The sequence below is a fragment of the Neobacillus sp. genome, from assembly GCF_031988165.1.
In the GTDB taxonomy this organism is placed as follows: Bacteria; Bacillota; Bacilli; order Bacillales; family Cytobacillaceae; genus Neobacillus; species Neobacillus rhizosphaerae.
Window position 1 is genome coordinate 48126 of record NZ_DALZYO010000013.1, and the last position, 20930, is coordinate 69055.

General features: G+C 37.4%; 19 protein-coding genes and 1 pseudogene. 6 read left to right on the plus strand and 14 right to left on the minus strand.

Annotated features, from left to right (window positions below):
- Positions 1-93: 93 nt before the first annotated feature.
- Entirely contained in the window at positions 94-1446 is a 1353-nt protein-coding gene (locus RTR43_RS09600) for a S8 family peptidase (RefSeq protein WP_312471422.1), read from the minus strand.
- 681 nt (positions 1447-2127) lie between these two features.
- On the opposite strand from RTR43_RS09600, the gene RTR43_RS09605 reads away from it, so the two are divergent.
- Entirely contained in the window at positions 2128-2835 is a 708-nt protein-coding gene (locus RTR43_RS09605; protein WP_396954557.1) for a polysaccharide deacetylase family protein, read from the plus strand.
- A 116-nt stretch (positions 2836-2951) separates the two neighbouring features.
- Here RTR43_RS09605 and RTR43_RS09610 read toward each other — a convergent pair whose 3' ends face one another.
- From RTR43_RS09610 to RTR43_RS09640, 7 genes are all read right to left on the minus strand, one after another.
- Positions 2952-3644: an LrgB family protein gene (locus RTR43_RS09610; protein WP_312471525.1), complete on the minus strand. Its 693-nt coding sequence runs from the start codon at positions 3642-3644 to the stop codon at positions 2952-2954.
- Positions 3644-4012, minus strand: a complete 369-nt coding sequence (locus tag RTR43_RS09615) for a CidA/LrgA family holin-like protein (protein WP_248737268.1) — start codon at positions 4010-4012, stop codon at positions 3644-3646. The genes RTR43_RS09610 and RTR43_RS09615 overlap by 1 nt, the downstream gene beginning before the upstream one ends.
- Positions 4013-4145: 133 nt before the next feature.
- Positions 4146-5024: a LysR family transcriptional regulator gene (locus RTR43_RS09620; protein WP_396954556.1), complete on the minus strand. Its 879-nt coding sequence runs from the start codon at positions 5022-5024 to the stop codon at positions 4146-4148.
- A gap of 123 nt (positions 5025-5147) precedes the next feature.
- A complete protein-coding gene (locus RTR43_RS09625) occupies positions 5148-5942 on the minus strand; it encodes an HAD family hydrolase (protein ID WP_312471425.1) in 795 nt (264 codons plus the stop codon).
- A 235-nt stretch (positions 5943-6177) separates the two neighbouring features.
- Positions 6178-6888, minus strand: a complete 711-nt coding sequence (locus RTR43_RS09630) for a DUF421 domain-containing protein (protein WP_312471426.1) — start codon at positions 6886-6888, stop codon at positions 6178-6180.
- A 629-nt stretch (positions 6889-7517) separates the two neighbouring features.
- A complete protein-coding gene (locus RTR43_RS09635) occupies positions 7518-9650 on the minus strand; it encodes a CocE/NonD family hydrolase (RefSeq protein ID WP_312471427.1) in 2133 nt (710 codons plus the stop codon).
- 352 nt (positions 9651-10002) lie between these two features.
- Entirely contained in the window at positions 10003-11655 is a 1653-nt protein-coding gene (locus RTR43_RS09640) for a M4 family metallopeptidase (RefSeq protein ID WP_312471428.1), read from the minus strand.
- A gap of 458 nt (positions 11656-12113) precedes the next feature.
- On the opposite strand from RTR43_RS09640, the gene RTR43_RS09645 reads away from it, so the two are divergent.
- Complete coding sequence (locus RTR43_RS09645; RefSeq protein WP_312471430.1) at positions 12114-12422, plus strand: hypothetical protein; 309 nt, start codon at positions 12114-12116, stop codon at positions 12420-12422.
- 286 nt (positions 12423-12708) lie between these two features.
- Here RTR43_RS09645 and cyoE read toward each other — a convergent pair whose 3' ends face one another.
- Positions 12709-13650, minus strand: coding sequence for a heme o synthase (gene cyoE, locus RTR43_RS09650; RefSeq protein ID WP_312471432.1), 942 nt, complete (start codon positions 13648-13650; stop codon positions 12709-12711).
- 196 nt (positions 13651-13846) lie between these two features.
- A complete protein-coding gene (locus tag RTR43_RS09655; protein ID WP_312471434.1) occupies positions 13847-14422 on the minus strand; it encodes a hypothetical protein in 576 nt (191 codons plus the stop codon).
- 159 nt (positions 14423-14581) lie between these two features.
- Here RTR43_RS09655 and sda point away from each other — a divergent pair, with 159 nt between their 5' ends.
- Entirely contained in the window at positions 14582-14731 is a 150-nt protein-coding gene (gene sda / locus RTR43_RS09660; protein ID WP_312471435.1) for a sporulation histidine kinase inhibitor Sda, read from the plus strand.
- A 351-nt stretch (positions 14732-15082) separates the two neighbouring features.
- Positions 15083-15673: a CotG/ExsB N-terminal domain-containing protein gene (locus RTR43_RS09665; RefSeq protein ID WP_312471436.1), complete on the plus strand. Its 591-nt coding sequence runs from the start codon at positions 15083-15085 to the stop codon at positions 15671-15673.
- Between the two features lie 354 nt (positions 15674-16027).
- On the opposite strand, the gene RTR43_RS09670 is transcribed toward RTR43_RS09665, so the two are convergent.
- On the minus strand, positions 16028-17119 hold the full coding sequence (locus RTR43_RS09670) for a CotH kinase family protein (RefSeq protein ID WP_312471437.1): 1092 nt from the start codon (positions 17117-17119) through the stop codon (positions 16028-16030).
- A 199-nt stretch (positions 17120-17318) separates the two neighbouring features.
- Here RTR43_RS09670 and RTR43_RS25640 point away from each other — a divergent pair.
- Both RTR43_RS25640 and RTR43_RS09675 read left to right on the plus strand, forming a co-directional pair.
- A pseudogene (locus RTR43_RS25640) lies at positions 17319-17393 on the plus strand (CotG/ExsB N-terminal domain-containing protein); the annotation flags it as partial.
- Positions 17394-17415: 22 nt separating this feature from the next.
- Complete coding sequence (locus RTR43_RS09675; protein WP_312471438.1) at positions 17416-17979, plus strand: hypothetical protein; 564 nt, start codon at positions 17416-17418, stop codon at positions 17977-17979.
- A 147-nt stretch (positions 17980-18126) separates the two neighbouring features.
- Here RTR43_RS09675 and RTR43_RS09680 read toward each other — a convergent pair whose 3' ends face one another.
- The 3 genes from RTR43_RS09680 to RTR43_RS09690 form a co-directional block, all read right to left on the minus strand.
- Positions 18127-18849, minus strand: coding sequence for a DsbA family oxidoreductase (locus tag RTR43_RS09680; RefSeq protein WP_312471439.1), 723 nt, complete (start codon positions 18847-18849; stop codon positions 18127-18129).
- A 372-nt stretch (positions 18850-19221) separates the two neighbouring features.
- Positions 19222-20757, minus strand: a complete 1536-nt coding sequence (locus RTR43_RS09685; RefSeq protein WP_312471440.1) for an amino acid permease — start codon at positions 20755-20757, stop codon at positions 19222-19224.
- A 20-nt stretch (positions 20758-20777) separates the two neighbouring features.
- The gene (locus RTR43_RS09690; protein ID WP_248737254.1) at positions 20778-20918 is read right to left on the minus strand and encodes a hypothetical protein; all 141 of its coding nucleotides are present in this window, start codon (positions 20916-20918) and stop codon (positions 20778-20780) included.
- Positions 20919-20930: the final 12 nt, after the last annotated feature.

Below are 20930 nucleotides of genomic sequence, written 5' to 3' on the forward strand. Positions count from 1 at the left end.
TGAACAAATATATTCAATACTTAAATAGAAAGCTTTTCGGTTTTTTAAATGAAACAAAGCTATCGGAAACCCCGATAGCTTTGTTTATTAATTTTATTTCAATGCACTAACTGCATTTATTAAACCCTTACCAGACTTTTCATCATTTCCTGGTTTGAATACATCTTCAGCAGAGTTCAAAATGATGTGTTTTACCTGGGCAGGATTAAGTTTATCTTTACCGTGTTGAGCAATAATGACGCCGGCAAGTGCGGCAACTTTTGGAGCTGCCATGGAAGTACCTGCTTTATAGCCCCACCCGCCAGGTACTGTAGCCAAGCAAAGGTAAGAGTTATCTCTTCCCTCTTTTGTTTCAGGATTATAGTTAGGGCCCAAATCTCCACCTGGAGCCATTACATCAATTTTTCCTACTCCATAGTTTGAGTAGTATGCCAGATTCTTCAATTTTCCACCTGCTGAAACCCTAATCAAGTTCTGACTGCTCGGGCTTCTGTGTGTCGCACCATTATTATCACCAGAAAGTTTTCCTGGACTGCTTATATCAACAGCGTTATTCCCAGCTGATCCAACAACTGTAACTCCTTTTTTGATTGCATAATTTATGGCTCGATTAAACATTTGCACATCTGCAACAACATCCTTGGTCGCAAGTTCCGGGTCTTGGTACCAATCGTAGCCTCCTAATGACATATTCACTACATCGACATTATCATCAGCAGCTGTCATTAATGCTTCAGCGATATTAGCAGTTGATGCATCTCCTGTAGGACCAAACACACGATAGGAAGCAACTTTTAGATCAGGTCCAACCCCCATTGTTCTTCCTTTTGCCGCGATTGAACCTGCTACATGTGTGCCATGACCATTTTCGTCCTTAGGATCCGAATGGCCCGGAACAAATGATTTCCCATATGCATAATTTGCTTTTAAATCTGGATGGGTATAGTCAATACCTGTATCGATAACAGCAACGACAATATTTTCCCCTGATACTGGCTTTCCTGTACCCCCGGGAAGTGTCCATGATTCCCCATTATTGGTTACTTGTTTAATATCCCATTGATGCTGTTCGTATAAATCTGACTTAACAGAAGCGGCATCCTCATAGGAGAACGTTGCTTCCACAGATGGTGCCTCAGCATAAATTTTGTTTTCTGCTCCAGCTTCTGACACAATCGAAGAGTTTTTAACTTCCTTTAGGAAATTTGGATTGTTGGATGATACTTCAACAGCACCTAGTTTTTCCAGCCTATTTTGAATCTGGCCGCCAGCTTTTTTAAGTAAATCCTCATAACCTGATGGCAGTTTACCCTCATCCTTAAAAACCACTATGTATTTCTTTTCAACTGATTGAGCATGTCCAATACCTGCTCCACTAGCAAAAATTGTAGATGCACATAACGTTAGGCTAAGTGCACCAGCTAAAAAACCTTTTTTAATTGTCATATATAGACCTCCTTTTTATTTTCCAATTTTCATTATATTGCAAATTGTTAAACATAACATGATCATTTTTCGACAATAGAAAACGAAGGAAAAATGCATATACTACTTTTGAAAGATGAGAAATGCTTTATATTCCACTAATTAATGAAAAAATAGGAATTCTTAATTATACTTTTACTAAAAAAGAGAGGAAACTACTGCAAATTTTGTCGATATTATCCTTCTTTTTCCTCAATTAATTTGCTCAATATCAGAATATTAATTAAATGAACAACGCTAATCGCATGGTACAGGTCACCATTTAGTAGTAAAAATGCCCACAGTTTGTTCCTATTTTGTTTTTTCTCATGGTATTCTTGCTCCGTTTTGACATGGTTAAAAAACAAATAAAGGGATGAAAATAGCACCGTCCAAAAGCAAATAGGAGCGTCATTATTGAAGCCGCTCCTTTTCATCCACTCTATTTTATATTTAATCAGATCATGAATAGTACTGTACCAAAAATAGCCGAAATTTATTTTCGTGAAGATAGCACCCCTATCTACTATTTCTGAACTTCATTAATAAAAAAGTGATTACTACATAAACTAACTTTACTTGTTATTGCGGAGGAGTGTATTATTCGTGAAAAAAATATTATTATTTCCCCTCCTTTTATCCATCACTTTTTGTTACAATCAAATGCCTGTATCCGCTTCGACAAAAAGTCGTGCCATGTATGAAAAAACAGGACATGTCATATGGGATATAAATACAAAAGAAAAAATGGTTGCCATCACATTTGATGATGGACCTCACCCCGTTTTCACCCCTCAAATACTCAATATATTGGCTAAATATAATGCAAAAGCCACTTTTTTTGTAGCAGGTAATAAAGTAAAAAGATTTCCTGAAATTTTACGAAGAGAAGTAAAAGAAGGACATGAAATTGCTAATCATACATATAATCATATTTATGATAGGAATATTACTGCCGCAACTTTAACAGCTGAATTAGAGGAAACAGATAAACTTATACAGTCAATCATAGGATATAAACCTACTCTCTACCGCCCTGTAGGAGGTCTATACAATGATTTAATTATTAATACAGCAGTTAAAAACGGCAAACTAGTTATTCTCTGGTCATGGAATAAGGATCCAAAAGATTGGCAAAATCCTGCAGCCAGCCGGATTTGTAGAGATATTACAGAAGAAGTTAGACCAGGGAATATCATTCTACTCCACGATTGGCATGGAAGCGAATTTTCTCAGGCTTGTCAAACAGTTCTTGCGTTAGATACCGTTTTGGATTTTTTGTCCAAGAACGGTTATAAATGTGTAACTGTATCGGAAATGCTTTATCGTTCAAACACTCAATTTCCAGAGCCATTTGATCCATTTCATTAATTAAAAATTCCTGTAACGACCTGTAATGGGTTGTTTTTCGTAGCGTCAGAAGAAATGATAAAAATCCTAGGCATGTCCATGCCATTCGACTCTTTTATAAGGACAGGCATCTGTAGTTAAAAAAAATGATGAATATTCATCAGGGGTGGAATCAAAAGCGCTCCCCAGAGTAAGGTAATCCATGCAGCGAAAATCATCGCCAAAGAGGAAAAGGTCGCTTCCTGTTCCCCAAATTCCAATGCTTTATTGGTGCCGGCACCGTGTGCACCCATACCAAGTGCGAGTCCTTTGGCGATCGGCGTTTGAATAGAAAGTGATTTGATGACTATTGGACCGACAACACCACCAATCACTCCTGTTAAAATAACGAAAACTGTCGTTAACGTAGGTAGGCCGCCAATTTCTTTTGAAACCTCTACCGCAATCGGGGTCGTAATCGACCTTGGGAGGATTGAAGTGATAAAATCATATTTCAAATGGAATAATTTCGACAAGCCAAAAGTTGAAAAAATGGCCACCAGAGTTCCTGAAGTGATACTGATAATAATCGTACCGAGATATTTTTTGACAATCGGTAAGTTTTTGTAAATGGGTACTGCAAAAGCAACCGTAGCTGGTCCTAACATATGTGTAAGCCATTTGGAATCCGCAAGGTATTGGTTTGCAGACACATGTACGAGTAGTATTAGGGCAATTAACAGGATGGGTGCAAGCAATAGAGGATGAAAAAACGGCATCGACCATTTTGCATATGCCTTTTTGGCAAATCGATAAATAAAATAGGTGATAACTGTAACCAAAATCATCATCAATGCTGCTCACTCCTTTTCCTGACAGTTATTTTTTCTGCTATCAGGGCAGTTATCCCCATCACAACAACGGTACTGATTCCAATCAATACAATGATTTCTGCACCTTGGAGACTGATGATTTCATCATAATTAATAATACCTACAGCCGATGGGATAAAGAAAAGTAACAGCTCCGCCATTAGCCAAACGGCACCTTTTTCCACCCACTCCAGTTTGATGATTTTCAAGTAGAGTGCTAGAAACAGAAGGCATAATCCGAACATGGAGGCAGGGATTGGGAGTGGTATTACTGCTTTTATTGCTGCACCAAGAAATAGAAATACATGGATGAATAAGACTTGTATGATAATTACCCAAACTTTCATTGTGAAAAATCCTTCCTAAATGTGAAAAAGGAGCTCTTATACTCCCTTTTCGTTTTCTAATTATATGATATATAATACGACTGTTTTATCCATTCGTAAAATACATATTCGGAATGATTTCAATAACTAAAAGTTATAATGGTTCTTTTAGAATAAAATCTATAAAGGTTTTCCCAGCAATGGAAAGATAGCGGTCTTTCTTAGTGAGGACTGCCAAACGCCACATGATGGCAGGCCTCAGATCAATAATTTTAATGTCCTTGGTGAAGACACGATTACAAATGGACTGGGGTAGAATCGTAATTCCCAGATTGGCTGCCACCATCTCCGACATCAAGTCCCACTGGGAGCTTTTAAATAAAATTTTCGGCTCGAAACCAGCAGCAATGAAATGATCCCTCATCATTTGATTTAAAGCAAATTCATCATGATAAAAAATAAATTCTTCATCTGTTAGATCTTCTATTTCCACTTCATTACGAGAAGCCAAGCGATGGTTCTTATAAACAAGCAGCTTCATCTCTTCTTCCACGATGGGATAGATATTAAATTGCAGTTCATCAAGCGGCAGCACAGCAACACCTAGCTCGAATTCCCCTTCCTCGACACTCTTTACCACTCTTGCGCCGCCATACTCTGTAATATTCAATTCGATATTCGGATATGCGTGATGAAATTTAGCCATTACCCTTGGGAAAAATAAGCTACCGATGAATGGTGGTAGCCCAATGTTGATCTGACCTCTTGTCAGGTTAGTCATATCATTTAACGTGGTTTTCATTTCATCTTGCAAGGCATTCATTTTCTGGGCATATTCGAGGACAACCTTCCCTGTATCTGTCAGATCACTTGTCTTATTGGTACGAATAATCAAGGTCATCCCGAGCTCTTCTTCTAGCGCGATGATTGATTTACTCAAGGCTGGCTGTGAAAGATGCATATTCTCAGCTGCTTTTGTAATACTTTTTTGCTTAGCCACTTCCATAAATAGTCTTAATTGACGTAATTCCAAAGCATACACCTCTCTAATTAGATTGACTACCGAAATCGGATAAAAAATGTGAAAACAGTCGTCAATCGAGGATATTGACGATTGTAAGCAATTTGTTAAAGCGACATTGGTAGCTAACCTTCTTTAATCCTCTGCCTTTAACACCTCTAAAATTTGATAAAGCTCTTCCAAATGCTGAATTTCATATGTAGGAATCACTTCGTTACACTCTTTCTGGTTACGGTTTATCCAAACCGATTTGATTCCAGCACGAATAGCACCAAGAATATCTGTCATTAAATTGTCTCCGACCATAATAACTTCCTCTTTTTTCAATGACATGAGGGACAATGCATGTTCGAAAATCGCAGGATCCGGTTTCCCGCTACCAAAGTCACCTGAAATGACAATTTGGTCAAAATATGGGACCAGCTCGGGTGAAATGCCTAGTTTCGTTTTTTGTAAGTCTGGTGATCCATTTGTTAAAAGAAGAAGTTGATAATTTTCTTTTAGTGTATCCAATGTTATATAAGATTCCTCGTACACAAACGGCAGGTTCCTTCGTTCTTGTGGAAACCGTTCCGCTAATTCGTAGCCCAAGTTTGGATCATCTACGCCCATCATCTTTAGTCCCTCTGTCCAAGCTTCTTTTCGATAGACGGGAACGATTTCTTTCATTTTCTTAAATTCATCATGGTCATCAAAGAAATTACCCCACAATCCTTCAAACGGATTAATTCCAATCATTTGCGTAAAGGCGTAAGTTTCATAGGAGGAGTATAGGTTTCTTGCTGCATCTTTAACAGCTTCTTCCAGTTGAACAGGGTCTACTCCACACCGATCTTCTGCAAATTTACATGTTGCCGCGAAGGCTTCCTTAATGCTTTTTTGATCCCAAAGGAGTGTATCATCTAAATCAAAAAAAATGGCTTTTATCATTATGAGCCCCTCTTTAATAATGATTTTTTTAATAGTTTACCATTTTATAATTTAAAACAGAAAATTTTATTTCCTTACCTTATAATTGAAATTGATTAAGTTAACATAATTTTATTATAGTGAATTTATTTTTATCAACAAAGAACGGAAAGATACACCTACCACTTTTAAAATTGCCCCTAATATTGGGGCAATTATTAATAATCATGAAGGTTTTACTGCTTTACTAAAGTAACTATTCTGTATCTAATGGAGAATTTACATGATCCTCAAACAGGTCAATAAACAATGAGCCAGATGACGAAATAACTGCATATTGTATATCTTTCATTTGCAAATTTCTAACCATTAATTCATGATGAAGCCATGTTTTTGAATATTTCGAGTTTAAATTCTTATCAACTGCCCTTCCGTCCATAATTAGTTCAATTGGCAGCTGGATTTTTGATTGTAAATTGGTTGGATAAATATCCTTTTTGACCACATTTTGATATTTTGTTTTTTTTAGAACCGATAATTTTCCACTTACTTCTAATAAAGCATATTCCACCTCAATTAGATCAAAAATACCATGCTCTCGAAGCTGCTGATTTAAGTCATCTAATGAATACCTAATTTTTTTCATATTTCCGTCTAAAATCTTCCCATTCTCTATAATAACCGTCGGTTCTCCCGATATCCACAATCGGAAACGTCTGCTATTTGTTGCAATAATGGAAGAAAGAAAGTACATAGAAATAAGGGCAAGGAAAGCGGCCAACATTGGGATAAATTTCAGATATGTGTCAAAGCCCATGTTGGCAATAAAAGAACCAATCGTAACAGCCATAGCAAAATTATAATGATTGTTATGGGAGTTTACTTGTTTCCCAATCCATAACGACACAATCATTAAGATGAAGAAAGAAATACAAGTGCGAAATATAGGAATTAAAATATGTTCCAACTTATTCATCCTTTAGTCTAAATTGCTTACATCATGTAATATGAACCAAACTAGAAATGAATATGAGGAAATATTTTTTAGATAACACATAATTCCTTTCCAATCGTAAGCTTTTTTATATGTTAGGGAGGTTTTTTTTAAAAGAAATGGCTGTGAAAAATCATGATACAACCAATTGGATTGCCATTTCGGCATAAAAATAAGCAAGACAATCGAAAATCTTGAATTAATTATCGCTAATGAGGATTCAGCCGATAAACTGAAAATCAATATATGAGATTCCTTTTTTTCTACTTGAAACCCTAGCCTATTTAAGTGATGGGTCCATTATCGAATATTCACGAACAATCTATCGCGGGGATATCACGCATTTTGTTATTGAGAGGAATTACTAACCAATAACGTGGAAATCTAAAACGCTACTGAAATTTATGGTTTCTCTTTATAATCAAACTTTCAAATATGGGTAGAGATCCCATCCATTTCTTTGAATATTCCTACTAAGGAAGAAAAAATTTAAGGCACCTGCTAACCTTCTAGCAGGTGCCAATTCTAAATGACGACTTAAAACCATTGGAGAAATCTTTGAATCTATTTTTTTTCATCCATTCTATTGAACGGTATCCGATTTATGAAAGCTTTCCATATAATACCGGTAACTTTACATGGCTTGGGTGTTTTTGGTCATGATAAATACTCTGTGTAACAACCATTGGCTCCATTTCATCATATGGGTTACCGCCCGTATTTGTATTAGGAAAGGCAATATATTTGCTTGATGACGTAATTGAAAAGCGAACCCGATGACCCTTGCTAAATCTATGTGCAATATTTTGCATAAAGATGGAATATGGTTCAATTTTTCCTGGAGTAAGTAACTCTGGTGCATCGTAGCCTTTTCGATATTTCGCTCTTACGATGTAGTTGGATAGAAGAATCGAATTCCCTACTTCATCCACATCACTTAACGTGACAACCCAATCTGTATCAAATCCAGTAGTTGCTGCATATATTTCAGCAGAAAGCTCTCCAGCGATTGCAAAATCTTCTTGTAGTTCCTCACTGGTAAATACGAGAATATCGTTCCTTAGTTCATACTTTCGGAGATTCTCAGGGTCTCTTTCACCACTGTAATCGAAAGGTTCATTTGGATGATAAATAAAGGTATCATGTGGCGAAACCTCAAGTAGCGAAGGAAGCAAAACGCCATCCCCATTACTTGAGTTTGCTCCCCCGGCACTAGCTAAATAAAAGTTCATCACCGTCGCCTCTTCAGGTGTCCAATCATCAGAGGTTTTCCATTCATTTTCACCAACAAGGTAATAAGTGGCCCGTGGCTCCTTTTCAATTCCATTCGGAATTTCTTTCAGGAAGCGGTCAAACCATTTTAATATTTTCACATCATAATCATATACGACAGCATCATTGCTAAAACTTACCCCTTGGTAATCCCTGGCCCGATTCGGATTATGCTCCCATGGTCCTATCCAAAGTTTGCGGTTTGGCACATCGTGATGGGTTAACATCCTCCATGTTTCTGATACACCAGGGCTATCGCCATCATACCATCCCGAAATCACAAACATCGGAACTTTGACTTGGTCACCTCGTTCTGAAAAAGTGCAGTTCCTCCAGAATTCATCATATTCCGGATGTTCACTCCAGAGCGTCCATGGTTCTGATGGCTTTCCAATTATTTGCTGCGGTATATCCTTAATTGGTCTGGCATTGACAGCCTCTTCCACACTTACTGTTAGACCTGCAAAGATATCGAAATCCGTTCTCGTTCCAACCGATTGAGCAAGTGTCCAACTTAGTAATGGCCATGAGCAAACCGTTCCTCCTCTTCTGACTGTATCTACAAAAGGAGAACCAACATTAACCTCATCAACGACAGCCTTTAAATTAGGATGTCCACTAGTAGCGGCTGCAACCACAACATACCCTAAATAAGAAGCACCCCACATCCCGACATTTCCATCGGACCATTCTTGAGAAATAATCCAATCAATCGTGTCATGTCCATCCTCTCTTTCATAATAGAACGGAACTAACTCACCTTCAGAATCGGCACGCCCCCTCACATCCTGGGAGACCACGGCATAGCCTTTATTTGCCCACCTCATTAGGGATTCTTTTTTTCGATTCCGATCGTAGCATGTTCGAATTAATATTGTCGGAACTCTCTTTCCCTTCTCTAATCCCTCAGGGAGGTACACATCGGTCGCTAATTTCACCCCATCCCGCATTGGTACTAAAAAGGTTCCTAAATCATTGATCCCATAATCGGGTGTTGAAAGGAGAGGATCATCGTATACAACAAGTGGCGTCAGTTTTTCATATCCACTTTTGACGATGACTTCCATTCCATTTCGATTCGGGCAAACAAAAGCAATAATTTCCCCATCCAATGTTACCACATCTAAAGCCGTATCATTCCGGTACGCCCATACCTGTGAGTGAATACGCTGGCCATTAGCAACACCATTATAGGTCACATACCTTTGATAACAATATCCATTTGAAAGACGAACTTCTTCTCCTGTCCATTCCGCATTAGCATATCCGGAAAGATTGGCAAATATTTTTTGAAAGGGTAGATTTGTATTTATATCGGCTGAAAGAATATTTTCTTGCATCTGCGTTCTTTGACGCCGATCCACTTTACTATGCATGATTTGTTTTTCTTTAAATTGAATCTTCCCCTCATACACACCTGCACAATAATAATGAAAAATCGTTTGATTCAAATATGTACTCATGTAACCTTTCCTCTCTTACCCCCAAACGGCTTCAAATACTCTCAGCCAATTTCCCCTGATGATTTTCCTAAAACAGCCTCCATTATTTTGAAACACGATGCCATTGTTAACAATTCCTCTACTTCTTGTTGATTAATCACTAACAAATTGCCCACTCCCGTTAAAACACCGTTATGGATAACTTTTTCATAATTTCATTTATTGTATCGATAATTTTACGAAAATTCAATCACCGAGGTTAAAAGTAAAGCAGTAGATAGCTATCCTCATAAAAAAAATAGCATGGTGAGAAATTGTTACCCCTCTCCATGCTATTTTTTATTTGCTTCGGTAAGTTATTATTGATGCTTCATTACTCTAAAATTCCTACTTTATTAAATCCGTTTGCAGCTGCGGCCACTTCTGAACTTCCTTCTCCATAAAGGTCTACAGCTGATTGGATGATAGATTTACGAGCCGCACTAAAATCAGATGTTGGTGTTAAATAAGTAGTTAATGCGCGGTAGTAGATTTTGCCTAATTTTTCACGACCAATATCCTGTGCTGTCAGGTATGCAGCATGGTTGATGATCGAGGAATTAATATGAACGCCTCCATTATCTAAATTTCGTGGAAGATCGTAAAACTCATTCATATGAGAAGGATATTTACCCTTTCCATTCCCATATGCGACATAGGCTGCTCCAACTCGATATTTACTTGGGTCACTTAAGCTGCGCAACGACTCTCTGCCATCCGCTTTAGCACCAGGTCCCATAATATCTTCTCCAATTTCCCAATTAGCATCATCAATTAGAGCACCAAAAATATCCGAAAATGCTTCGTTTAACGCTCCAGGCTGAAAACGATATTGTAAATTTGCTGTATTTGTCGTAACACCATGGGTCATTTCATGGGCAGCTACATCAAGGCCAGCAGAAAGAGAAATCATGTATGATCCATCCCCATCGCCATAGGTCATTTGACGGCCATCCCAAAAAGCGTTGTTGTAGTTCGTTCCATAGTGAACGTAAGAATTGATGGCCATCCCTTTATCATCTAGTGAGTTTCGGCCGTGTTCATCAAGGTAATAGTGATAGACTTTTTCTGAATTATAATGAGCATCGACGGCAGCCCTGTCATAATCCTTTTTAAATGAAGCACTATTACTTGTAAATAAAGAACCTGTTGGTGCATCATAGGTAAAAATTCCACCTAAGTTATTATGAGCATAATCTGCTAATTGAAAAACGGTACCCTCTTTTGGATTTTTCTTTTGAGAGATATGTAGAAGTCTATGTGCCCCTAGTACACCTGTACCATTCCCAGTTTGTGTGTTGATTTCATCAGCATCCATTATCGCATTATATTGGTCAATGACTTTACCTGTATGGGCATCGACAAAAACAAACCAATTGCCGGGTTCTTTCCCATGAAAATTAACATTTACTTTATAGGCTAAACTATGCTCTCCCTCGAATGGATAGACGACAAGTTCCGTCGTTGGGTCGTATTGTAATTGGGCTGGAGCGTCTACAGATTTTTTTGCCACCGCCAACGCATTCTCACTGTTTACTTCAGGTTTTGTATTTAGGTTTAAATTATCTAAATCGGTGTTAACGGAACCGTTGACCGCAACAATCTGATTATTTTCATTGTAATGGACGATTACTTCAGCACCTTCTACAGGTACACCATTTTTCGTTTGATTAAAACGAACATGCGTCATTCTAAGATGATCTTTATTCGTATTTTTCTCTTGAAACTCTGCTTTTGGATTCTTGATTCCTAGTTGTTCCTTCTTTTCTTCCAAATAGTTAAGAGCATCGCTAGCATTACTAGCATTCCGTTTTTCTAATTGTTTCTCACGAACAAAGATTGGAACATTCGCCTTTTCACTCCATTTTTTTGTTACAGAAATGGCTGCAGTTTCCTCTGGCTGTTTCGCTAGAACATTACTAAATGGAATGCTCCCTGCAAGAAGTACAGTAGATAAAACAATTGGTGCAATAAGTTTGTTCTTCAAAATATTACCCCCTTTTGATTAATCAAATTTAGTATATGTTTATTCGTTCACAATTGCATGAATAGTTTGATTTATCTTTTAATTCATCTTTGCTAGGACTGAATTTCTATGAAATACTCTGTTTCTATGAAAAATGAAGGATAGATGGCGATTATTCAATAAATTTCGATTCTCGTAATAATTCAATAGAACTAATTTATGTCGAAATTTAGGAGGAGAAAGAAATATGTCTTTTTTCGGGGGTGATGTGCGAAATATACAAGTTGTCAACGTATTTTACTAGGTCTAAGTGATTAGAAAAAAATTTTATTAATAATAATTAAGAGCACCAATCACCAGCCAATCTTTGGATGAGTGAACTTAATCCAGGAAAATAATAAAAGGATCAGAAGTCACGGGTTTTCATATTTTCTTCTGTCTCCGCATATCGTTTTATGATGGGAAAGGAGAATAAACTTATGGTCAGTATTGGAGTAAGCAAGAAAATTGATAGCATCGCTCATCCAAAGGTACGTAACATTGTTAGAATATGCGTGGAACAAGGCTGCATGTTTAAACCACATCCAAGCAATCCTAATTTAGTTCATTTGTTTGATCCTGTACAAAGAAAAAAAATCATTGGAGATATTAACCTGTTAAGTGAGCGAGGGTATTTTACCCTAGAAGTGAATAATGGACGGTTCAAAACCTTCAGAAATGAAATTTTGGGATTGGATATAAATCACGAAAATTTTGAAGAACATGTACTAAAACGGTTGAAACGATAATCCTGTTTATTCCACTCAAATTCGAAAAAAGGGAATAGTGCTTAACACCGTTCCCTTTTTTTGGGTGCAAAATAGATTTACTTACTTCCGGTTTCATTTCTTTTTCTAATAGGGCGATCTGAACGACGATTATACTCTGATAAAAGGAACTGTTCACTCGATGTTCTTGACAGTCCATAATTGAGCTTGAATATTATTCTGGGTCCAGAGACGTAAAAAGGGTCAGTCTCTTATGCACAAAAAGTACTAAAAGACTGACCCTCTCTAGTCACAAAAATTAACCATGCTAACCAAATAGCGGTAAAGTTACGATGACCATCAAAAGAAACAAAATCGTAATATAATTGACCGAATAAATAAAAATCACGCGCGCCCATTTTTGATCATTTTTCGTAAAAAATCCGTATATTCCCAAAGCTAACCAGGTGATATTTAACAAGGTGGCAATAACAATAAAAGTTGTCCCAAGCGATACTAAATAAAACGGCAATGGCAGTAAACAGGCAACATAGACAAAAATTTGCCGTTTCGTCATCGCAAATCCGTGTACAACCGGAAGCATCGCAACCCCTGCAGCTTTATATTCATTATTTTTCCGCATTGCGATGGCAAATGTATGTGGCATTTGAAAAATAAATAATATAAGAAACAACACAACTGGGACCAAATGAAAACCAGATTGAATTGCGGTCCAGCCAATTAAAGGTGAAACCGCACCAGAAACACTTCCAATAACTGTATTAAGTGTATATCTTCTTTTTGACCACATCGTATACAAAATCACATAGGTAAACCATCCTACGAATGCCCAAATGGCTGCTTCAATGGTTGTAAAGAGCAGAAGGATAAAGCCAAATACAGAAAAGGCAATTCCCAACGTTAAAACGACCTTTAAGGAAATATTCCCTGTTACGGTAGGGCGATTCTTCGTACGATCCATCACCGTATCAATATCAACATCGTACCAGTTATTAATAATGAGTGCCCCAGCTATAACCATCGTTCCACCAATCATCGTTAACAAAAATAAATTCCAGTTTGCGCTAAACGAAGTATTGGAAAAGGCTAGTGATAACCAGTAACCTGTAAAGACTGGCAGCACATTAGCGAGTAAAACATTGGCCTTAAAAAGTGCTTTTAAATCTGTTATTAGGGTAGAAGTATTATTCTCCTTCGAAAATGCATCTAACCCATCCTTCAGTGGAGAAGGTATTCCCTCTTTATTCAATTAATATCCTCTCCTCGGATTTGATTCTAAAATTTTTTACAATGATAATGTTTTTCACTATTTTATTTTAACATAATTATTACCTAACCCCTACAGAAAAACTCAAAAAGCCCTCCTTAGAAAAGCTCCTTACTATTAAATAATGAAGCCCACCAGAAGTGGTGGGCTTTAATGGGAATAATTTATAAAAATCTGCTCAATGAACGTGGTGTCCGTGATGGCGCTTAAATAATCCTTGGTCGCTGTACTGATTGATAAACAAAAATCCGAGGTTTATTTCAACAAGACCAACTCCTAAAAATGTTGGCTGCAGCCAGCTTTGCCAGCCAATCCAATACACTTGAACCGAAATCCAGATTATCATGGCAATTCCGAGTACAAACGTTGTCTTTCCAATAAACCGGTGGGTTCTAAATGCTAAAAATGCGCCAATTAAACTAGCAATTCCATTAATAGAAAACAAAGCTATTCCTGGGATTAAGTAGTCAGCAAATGGAGAATTCCCCAAAAAATCAAGCGGTAATCCTAGAGCTTTTCCGCTCGGTTCCATAATTAACCCCCATCCAGCGCTAACTGCCCCTACACCAACAAATGCCAATAACGTACCGGTACAGTAGGATAAAACCTTTAATTTGTTTACTTTATTCACTTTCTCCATCTTCCTTCGATTAGATTTAGAAATCTTTGCCGAAACTAATGGAGCAACTTTCCTTTCTTTCATATTACACCTTTTTGCAAAAATGATGAAAATTAACTCAAAAATGTTTTGCATCCTCCTTAGCTTTTCCCTTTATATTAAAAATAATAATAGCTCTAGTGTAAAAGTCACAGTGAATGAAATTTTTATTTTTATATGATTTTTTTGTGAATATTCTTCGTAATACCCCAAAAAGTCTGTTCTTTATTTTAAAATATTTCTAGATTACGATAAATGAGGGGAATCGCTTTGAAATCGCTGCAGTTATTACAGGATAATCTTTTGATTGATGCTTATCATGATGCCATACGGCTCAACCTTTGTTCTGACTTTATTGACATACTTCTAATTGAGATAAATCAACGAAATTTATTGAATGATTAAATATTACAAGCAAAAATAACCACCCATATTGAATAAAGGGTGGTTATTTTTACTTGTTCCAAATGGCCCTATAGACAAACATATAAACGGTGGAATTTTTTTATAAACCGTTTATCTTTATTTAAAACGGTACATCTTTTTTATAAATGGTACGACTTTATTTCAAATTAAAACCAAACCACATTACCCTTAATGTATGTCACTATCGGATAAATTTTTTTCACTAATAAACAATTTCCCTATACAAAGAAAACCTCAGCAACGTAGATTATTAGGAGAGGTGGAAGTGCGGAGACAAATATGGTTTTATCGGTTTTGCTCTTCCCTTTTAAAAGAAAAGAGGTGAAAATATTGAGCAATTTTACTCCAGATGATATTCAAAATGCGGCAGAAGAAGTAAAAAATTCTGGGCATGGTGACTTCATGTTTAGGGATCCAGGTTTAACGCGTAGATCACATCAAAATAAACATTCCAGACGAAAGCCTCCACATCCTCGCAGGTCTGCAGGAAGATTTACTTCGAGACTTCGAACTCTAGAACCTGAAAATACATCCCATAGGAATACCTCTAGAAGAAATACTTCTAGAAACCTTCCAACTTCCGTTATTTTGACTTCCAGACATAATACTTCTAGAAACCGACATCCTTCTGTCATCGTGACTTCCAGACATAATACTACTAGAAACCGACATCCTTCTGTCATCGTGACTTCCAAACATAATACTTCTAGAAACCGACATCCTTCCGTCATCGTGACTTCCAGACATAATACTTCTAGAAACCGACATCCTTCCGTCATCGTGACTACAAGACAGCGTAAAAAATCACGCCGGAACAATATTGGACAAGGAAACTGGGGATGGAGCACAACTCCAGATGATGATTTCCAAATGGAAGGATATTATCGTGAAAATAACATCTGGTGGCCAAAAAAGAGCTAATTCTCTTTCAAGAGAACAGTGGAATAATTAAAAAGATGCCAATTGGCATCTTTTTTGAAGTAAATTCAATAAAAAAATGTAAAATCCTTTTTTATTGCGTGAATTGTTCATTTCTGTGTAAACGGGGCAGAGAGACGCAAAATGAATCCATTTATTTTGCCTTAATGAAAAATATACATGTATCACATTGAATGGGGTAAAACTTAGCTCTGCTCACACACCCATTATTATGTGGGTGTACCACTCTATTCAATTCATTTCGATGATTGGGGTGGGAGTTGAAACTTAGGATAGATTTAATAAAAATAAAAAGGACCTAAGATGTCCTTTCAGATTTTCATTAACTATTGATTTCTATTCTAATTTTGTTAATTTCCTCTGCAGGTACTTTCTTCTTTCCTCAATATACTCTGTGATAACCGCTAATTCCTTATCAAAGTCATCCATATTTTGCTTTTTGTATGGGTCCTGTTTGACATACGGCCGAATCAATTGAAGTAGTTTCTCAACCCTTGGAATCATAAATTCAACTGTGAATTGATGATTCAATGTGCTTATGAGCAAGCTTCGATATTGCTTTCGAAAACCATCCACGTCTAACAGCCTTGCTGTTAAGGTATTAAAACCATCAATAGGGACATAATTTGCTTCCATTCGTTTACCGTTTACATCCCTTCCCCATGTGGCATCGTAATCCCATGGGATAACTTCAAATAAGCCCGTTTCCCTATTCCTGTAAAGTGCATAGTTATGCACGAACCCATCATAGTTTGATGTAAATATAATTCCTGCAATCCAACGAAGATACTTTTCGACATCGACAAATTTTGAAATTTCCTTTTCAAATTCACTATTTGAAATCGTATTGATTTTATAGATAAATTCCTGTAAGTAATAATCATCTAATTTACTCCCACATTTTCTTTCATAGCCTAATTCAAGTGATTTTTTTGTTTCCTTATCTAAATCACTCATGAGAGAGAAGTTTGCGTCACCATCAACTGCATAAAAAATGCTGCCATTAGGTAGGTTTCTCTTTTTCAAAAAATTTTCATCAACTGATTCGATTTCCAAATAAACCCCTTCTACTTTACCGTTTTGCGTTAAAAAAATATGGTGTGTTTGTGGCGCTAGGACGCCTAATTCTGAAAAAAAATCAAATGACAGCTTATTTCTTATCATGGACGGATCCTTGAATTCGGCGTTAAGATGAATTTGTTTTGCACCTTTGAATTTTAATGGTTTATAGAAAGAAATTTGATAAGACTTTTTCGAAAAATCTCGGATATGGGATCCGCGATAACTTAAATCAATTTCAAGCCTTTTTCCCCCCACCGTTAACTGAGCAGGAATCGGATCGTTTATCCAAATATCTCTTCTAAGCTCTTTTAAGTCAAAGGGTTTAATAAAAAGCTTATAGTGCAGTAATTTTTCAGCCTCGTCCATTTTATATCCCTCCTTGTTTATTCGTATGTAAGAAAAAAGAAGGAGGTAACCCCAAAATAGCATTTTTTCTTTTATTAGGCTTATGTCTTATACAAATGCATTCAAACAAACGTAAATTGGTAAAAGAAGAGTGAGTTTTATAGACGCATGGTTTAACAGTTTTCGTGCTCCCTTTTCTACATCAAAAGGAGGTGCAAAAATGAGTGAATTTTCAGCAGAAAATATTCAAAATGCAGCAGAAGAAGTGAGACGCGGCGGTTTCGGGGATTTCATGTTCAGAGACCCTGGTCAGAATCGTGGTAACTCGCGTAGAAGAACTTCCAGACAAAGGACTTCTAGACAAAGGACTTCTAGACAAAGAGCTTCCAGACAACGGACTTTTAGACAAAGGACAATTAGACAAAGAACTTCCAGACAACGGACTTTTAGACAAAGGACTTCTAGACAGAGAACTTCCAGACAACGGACTTCTAGACAAAGAGCTTCCAGACAACGAACTTCCAGACAAAGGACTTCTAGACGACGGACTTCTAGACAACGAACTTCCAGACAACGGACTTCTAGACAACGAACTTCTAGACAACGGACTTCTAGACAACGGACTTCTAGACAACGAACTTCTAGACAACGGACTTCTAGACAACGGACTTCTAGACAACGGACTTCTAGACAACGGACTTCCAGACAACGGACTTCCAGAAAAAGGACTTCGAGACAAAGGACTTCACGAAGGAACACTTCTAGACGTCGATCAACAAGAAGGAATACATGCAGTCAAAGACGCTGCCAAACTACGATTCAAGGCAATTGGCAAATTAAAAAATGTTGGGATGGCAGTAATCAGTCCTATTTTAGATTGAAAGGAAAATAACATCTTAATCATTCACAAAAAATGTTCCAATACACTATTAATAGGAAAAATGGGAAAGGAAATGTATCGTTCCTTTCCCATTTTTATTTTCTCAAGGATTGTTCTCCTGTTTGTAACATTTATGATATCGACAATCCTATTTTTTTTCTGGAATGATACAGTTCCCATCTGCACAGCTTGCATCCTCATTGGTTGAAAGATCCTGTAGTACTGGGGAAGCAGACTCTTCCTCCCATACTTTTTTTAGAGCACCGATGAAGGTTTCGGTGGGTTGGGCACCGGAAATGGCATATTTTTGATTAATCACAAAATAAGGAACACCGCGAACCCCATATTGCTGGGCAAGGGATTCATCTTGACGGACATCATTGGCATAAGCATTTTTATCATTAAGCACATTTAATACTTCTTGAAGATTTAAACCTGCGGACTCGGCAATATCTGCCAAGGTCTTATCCTCGCCTATATGCTTTGACTCTGTGAAATAAGCATGGAGAAGTTTTTCAGAAACCAATGCCTCTTTCCCTTGTGTTTTAGCAAATTTCGCCAAGCGATGTGCATCGAATGTATTGGTTGGTTTCATCTCATCAAAATTAAAGGTTAAACCAACCGTTGCTGCCTGCTGGCCAACACCCTGATTCGCTTGTCTTGCCTGTTCAATACTCATTCCATATTTTTTTGCTAAAACCTCGTGAATATTTTGACCAATATTTTTTGGCGAATTTGGATCAAGTTCAAAACTTTTGAATTCAACCTCCACTTGATCCTTATTCGGAAATTGTTCTAACGCCTCTTCTAACCTTCTTTTACCTATATAACAAAAGGGACAAACATAATCAGACCAAACTTCAATTTTCATGCCAACACCTCGTTTTACTTTGATTAGCTATTATAGTAACACATGAAGAATAAAAATCATTAAAAGTTGCTCAAGGTGAAAATGGTTGATTTTACCTCTAATTGGGGTGAAATCAACTAGTTATCATAATTTTCTTAAAAATGGAGGTGTCCAACAATCAGATACTTTTTAAAAGGCATAATCGGCTTTGTTGTTTTAGATTATATTTTTACTTAGACTGATGTTTATCTTTGTCCTTTGGTTTAGTAGTTTTTATTCATTTCGCAAAAATTCTGAGCTGAATATCCCATTTTCTGCATAAGGAAATCTCTAAAAAAAATCGAAGAAGTGCCCTGTACTTTTGATACGGGCACTTTTGTTTATTTTTTAAAATTATTCCTTTTCATGCTCAAACTCATCTTCCAATCTTTTAATCTCTTCAATTGATTTTTCAAGGGCAGCTTGCGGACCTTTGAAGTGGTTCTTGTAATAACCTAAGTCCATGATAATCAACAGGATTAACATTCCACCCAAGGCATAGGCGGCCATTTGATTTGGCGGAATCACCATCATAATGGAAATAAAAAGAATCCAGATGATGCTGAGAATATTAATCGGCTTACTCCATCTCCCAAGACTCCAAGGTCCGTAATGTTTTGGTAAAAAGATTCCTTTCGCCTCGGCTTCTAGTTTAAGGTATATCGGAATTCCATAAGCAACATACAACCCAACCACACTAACCCCAGTCAAGAAGGCAATTGTTGAATAACTAGCATTTGGATTCATGATTTTTGTAAGGTAATCAATTAACGCTAAGGCAAAAGAAAGAATAACAGCCAACCAAATTGCTTTTGCCGGTGTACGGAATTTGCGGCTGATTTCTGCCCAATGACGGCTAAATGGCATGCCTTTGTCTCTAGAAAAGGCATACATCATCCGCGAAAATGAGGTAATCGATGACAAACCACAGAAGAACATGGCGAAAGTGACGAGCCAGAGAACAATAGAACCAAATGTCCCCCCCAATGCCTGGCTGATAACATAGATAAAGGCATTGTCAGAGTTGACCGCGCCGGCGGCATCATGAATCGAAAGGGTAACAAATGAAAGCATGATAAATCCGAATACAAATGAAAATGCTACTGAGTTGTAAATTCCCCATGGAGCACGAACACGTGGATGAACAGTTTCTTCAATTGTATGGGCCGAAGCGTCATAGCCCGTAAAGGTCCATTGTGCCTGTAATAATCCAATTAAGAATGCTAAGAAATATGGTTTATCGGAAAATGTTTGCCCAACTTGGAATAAGTAATCGATAGGCTGCAAACCATTTTTTGTGAAAAATGCTAAACTAACAACTAAGATAGCGACGACTATCATATGATACCAGGCAGAGAAGTCATTTAATTTAGCAACGATTTTAATGCCAACGTGGTTGAGGATACCGTGTAATAGGAGAATTACGCCAAAGACAATTAGAATCGTAGTATCAGTGGAAGAATAACCAAAAACTGTTGCTAGAAGTGGGTCGGCAAATAAGGCGCAAGAGTAATCAATTCCGGCGACAATTCCAATTTGTCCAATCAGGTTAATCCAAGCGGTATACCAGCCAATCCTTCTACCTTTTAGGGTGGCAGCCCAGTGGTAAAGAGCACCAGCGGTTGGAATCGCCGATGCCAGTTCAGCGAGTGAAGCGGCGACTAAAAGTACGAAAAAGGCGACAATCGTCCAGCCAAAGCCCATCATCCCCGGTCCGCCATAAAGTAATCCATGACCATAAAGTGAAACGGCACCTGTTAGAATGGAAATGATTGAAAATGAAATGGCAAAGTTTGAGAATCCACCCATGTCACGCAATAGCTCTTGTGCATATCCATAACGGTTTAACTGCTTCCTATCCTCCAGCAATTGTTGGTCTTTACTTTTCATTCCTTTCTCCCCATTCCTGTTTAGTTTCTAGCATCCCTATCGACAAAAATTTCATGTTCTTCCTCTTTAAACGCTCGAACGTTTTTATTTGCATTCATTCCAATGGCAGTTCCTACGCAAAGGGTAATCACCACTAAAGCAAAGCCGATAAATACCTCCATTCTACTAACCTC

Coding starts and splice junctions, on each gene's coding strand:
- RTR43_RS09600 (WP_312471422.1), bottom strand. CDS start 1,446: ATGACAATTAAAAAAGGTTTTTTAGCTGGTGCACTTAGCCTAACGTTA.
- RTR43_RS09605 (WP_396954557.1), top strand. CDS start 2,128: ATGCCTGTATCCGCTTCGACAAAAAGTCGTGCCATGTATGAAAAAACA.
- RTR43_RS09610 (WP_312471525.1), bottom strand. CDS start 3,644: ATGATGATTTTGGTTACAGTTATCACCTATTTTATTTATCGATTTGCC.
- RTR43_RS09615 (WP_248737268.1), bottom strand. CDS start 4,012: ATGAAAGTTTGGGTAATTATCATACAAGTCTTATTCATCCATGTATTT.
- RTR43_RS09625 (WP_312471425.1), bottom strand. CDS start 5,942: ATGATAAAAGCCATTTTTTTTGATTTAGATGATACACTCCTTTGGGAT.
- RTR43_RS09635 (WP_312471427.1), bottom strand. CDS start 9,650: ATGAGTACATATTTGAATCAAACGATTTTTCATTATTATTGTGCAGGT.
- RTR43_RS09645 (WP_312471430.1), top strand. CDS start 12,114: ATGGTCAGTATTGGAGTAAGCAAGAAAATTGATAGCATCGCTCATCCA.
- RTR43_RS09655 (WP_312471434.1), bottom strand. CDS start 14,422: ATGCAAAACATTTTTGAGTTAATTTTCATCATTTTTGCAAAAAGGTGT.
- sda (WP_312471435.1), top strand. CDS start 14,582: ATGAGGGGAATCGCTTTGAAATCGCTGCAGTTATTACAGGATAATCTT.
- RTR43_RS09670 (WP_312471437.1), bottom strand. CDS start 17,119: ATGGACGAGGCTGAAAAATTACTGCACTATAAGCTTTTTATTAAACCC.
- RTR43_RS09680 (WP_312471439.1), bottom strand. CDS start 18,849: ATGAAAATTGAAGTTTGGTCTGATTATGTTTGTCCCTTTTGTTATATA.
- RTR43_RS09685 (WP_312471440.1), bottom strand. CDS start 20,757: ATGAAAAGTAAAGACCAACAATTGCTGGAGGATAGGAAGCAGTTAAAC.
- RTR43_RS09690 (WP_248737254.1), bottom strand. CDS start 20,918: ATGGAGGTATTTATCGGCTTTGCTTTAGTGGTGATTACCCTTTGCGTA.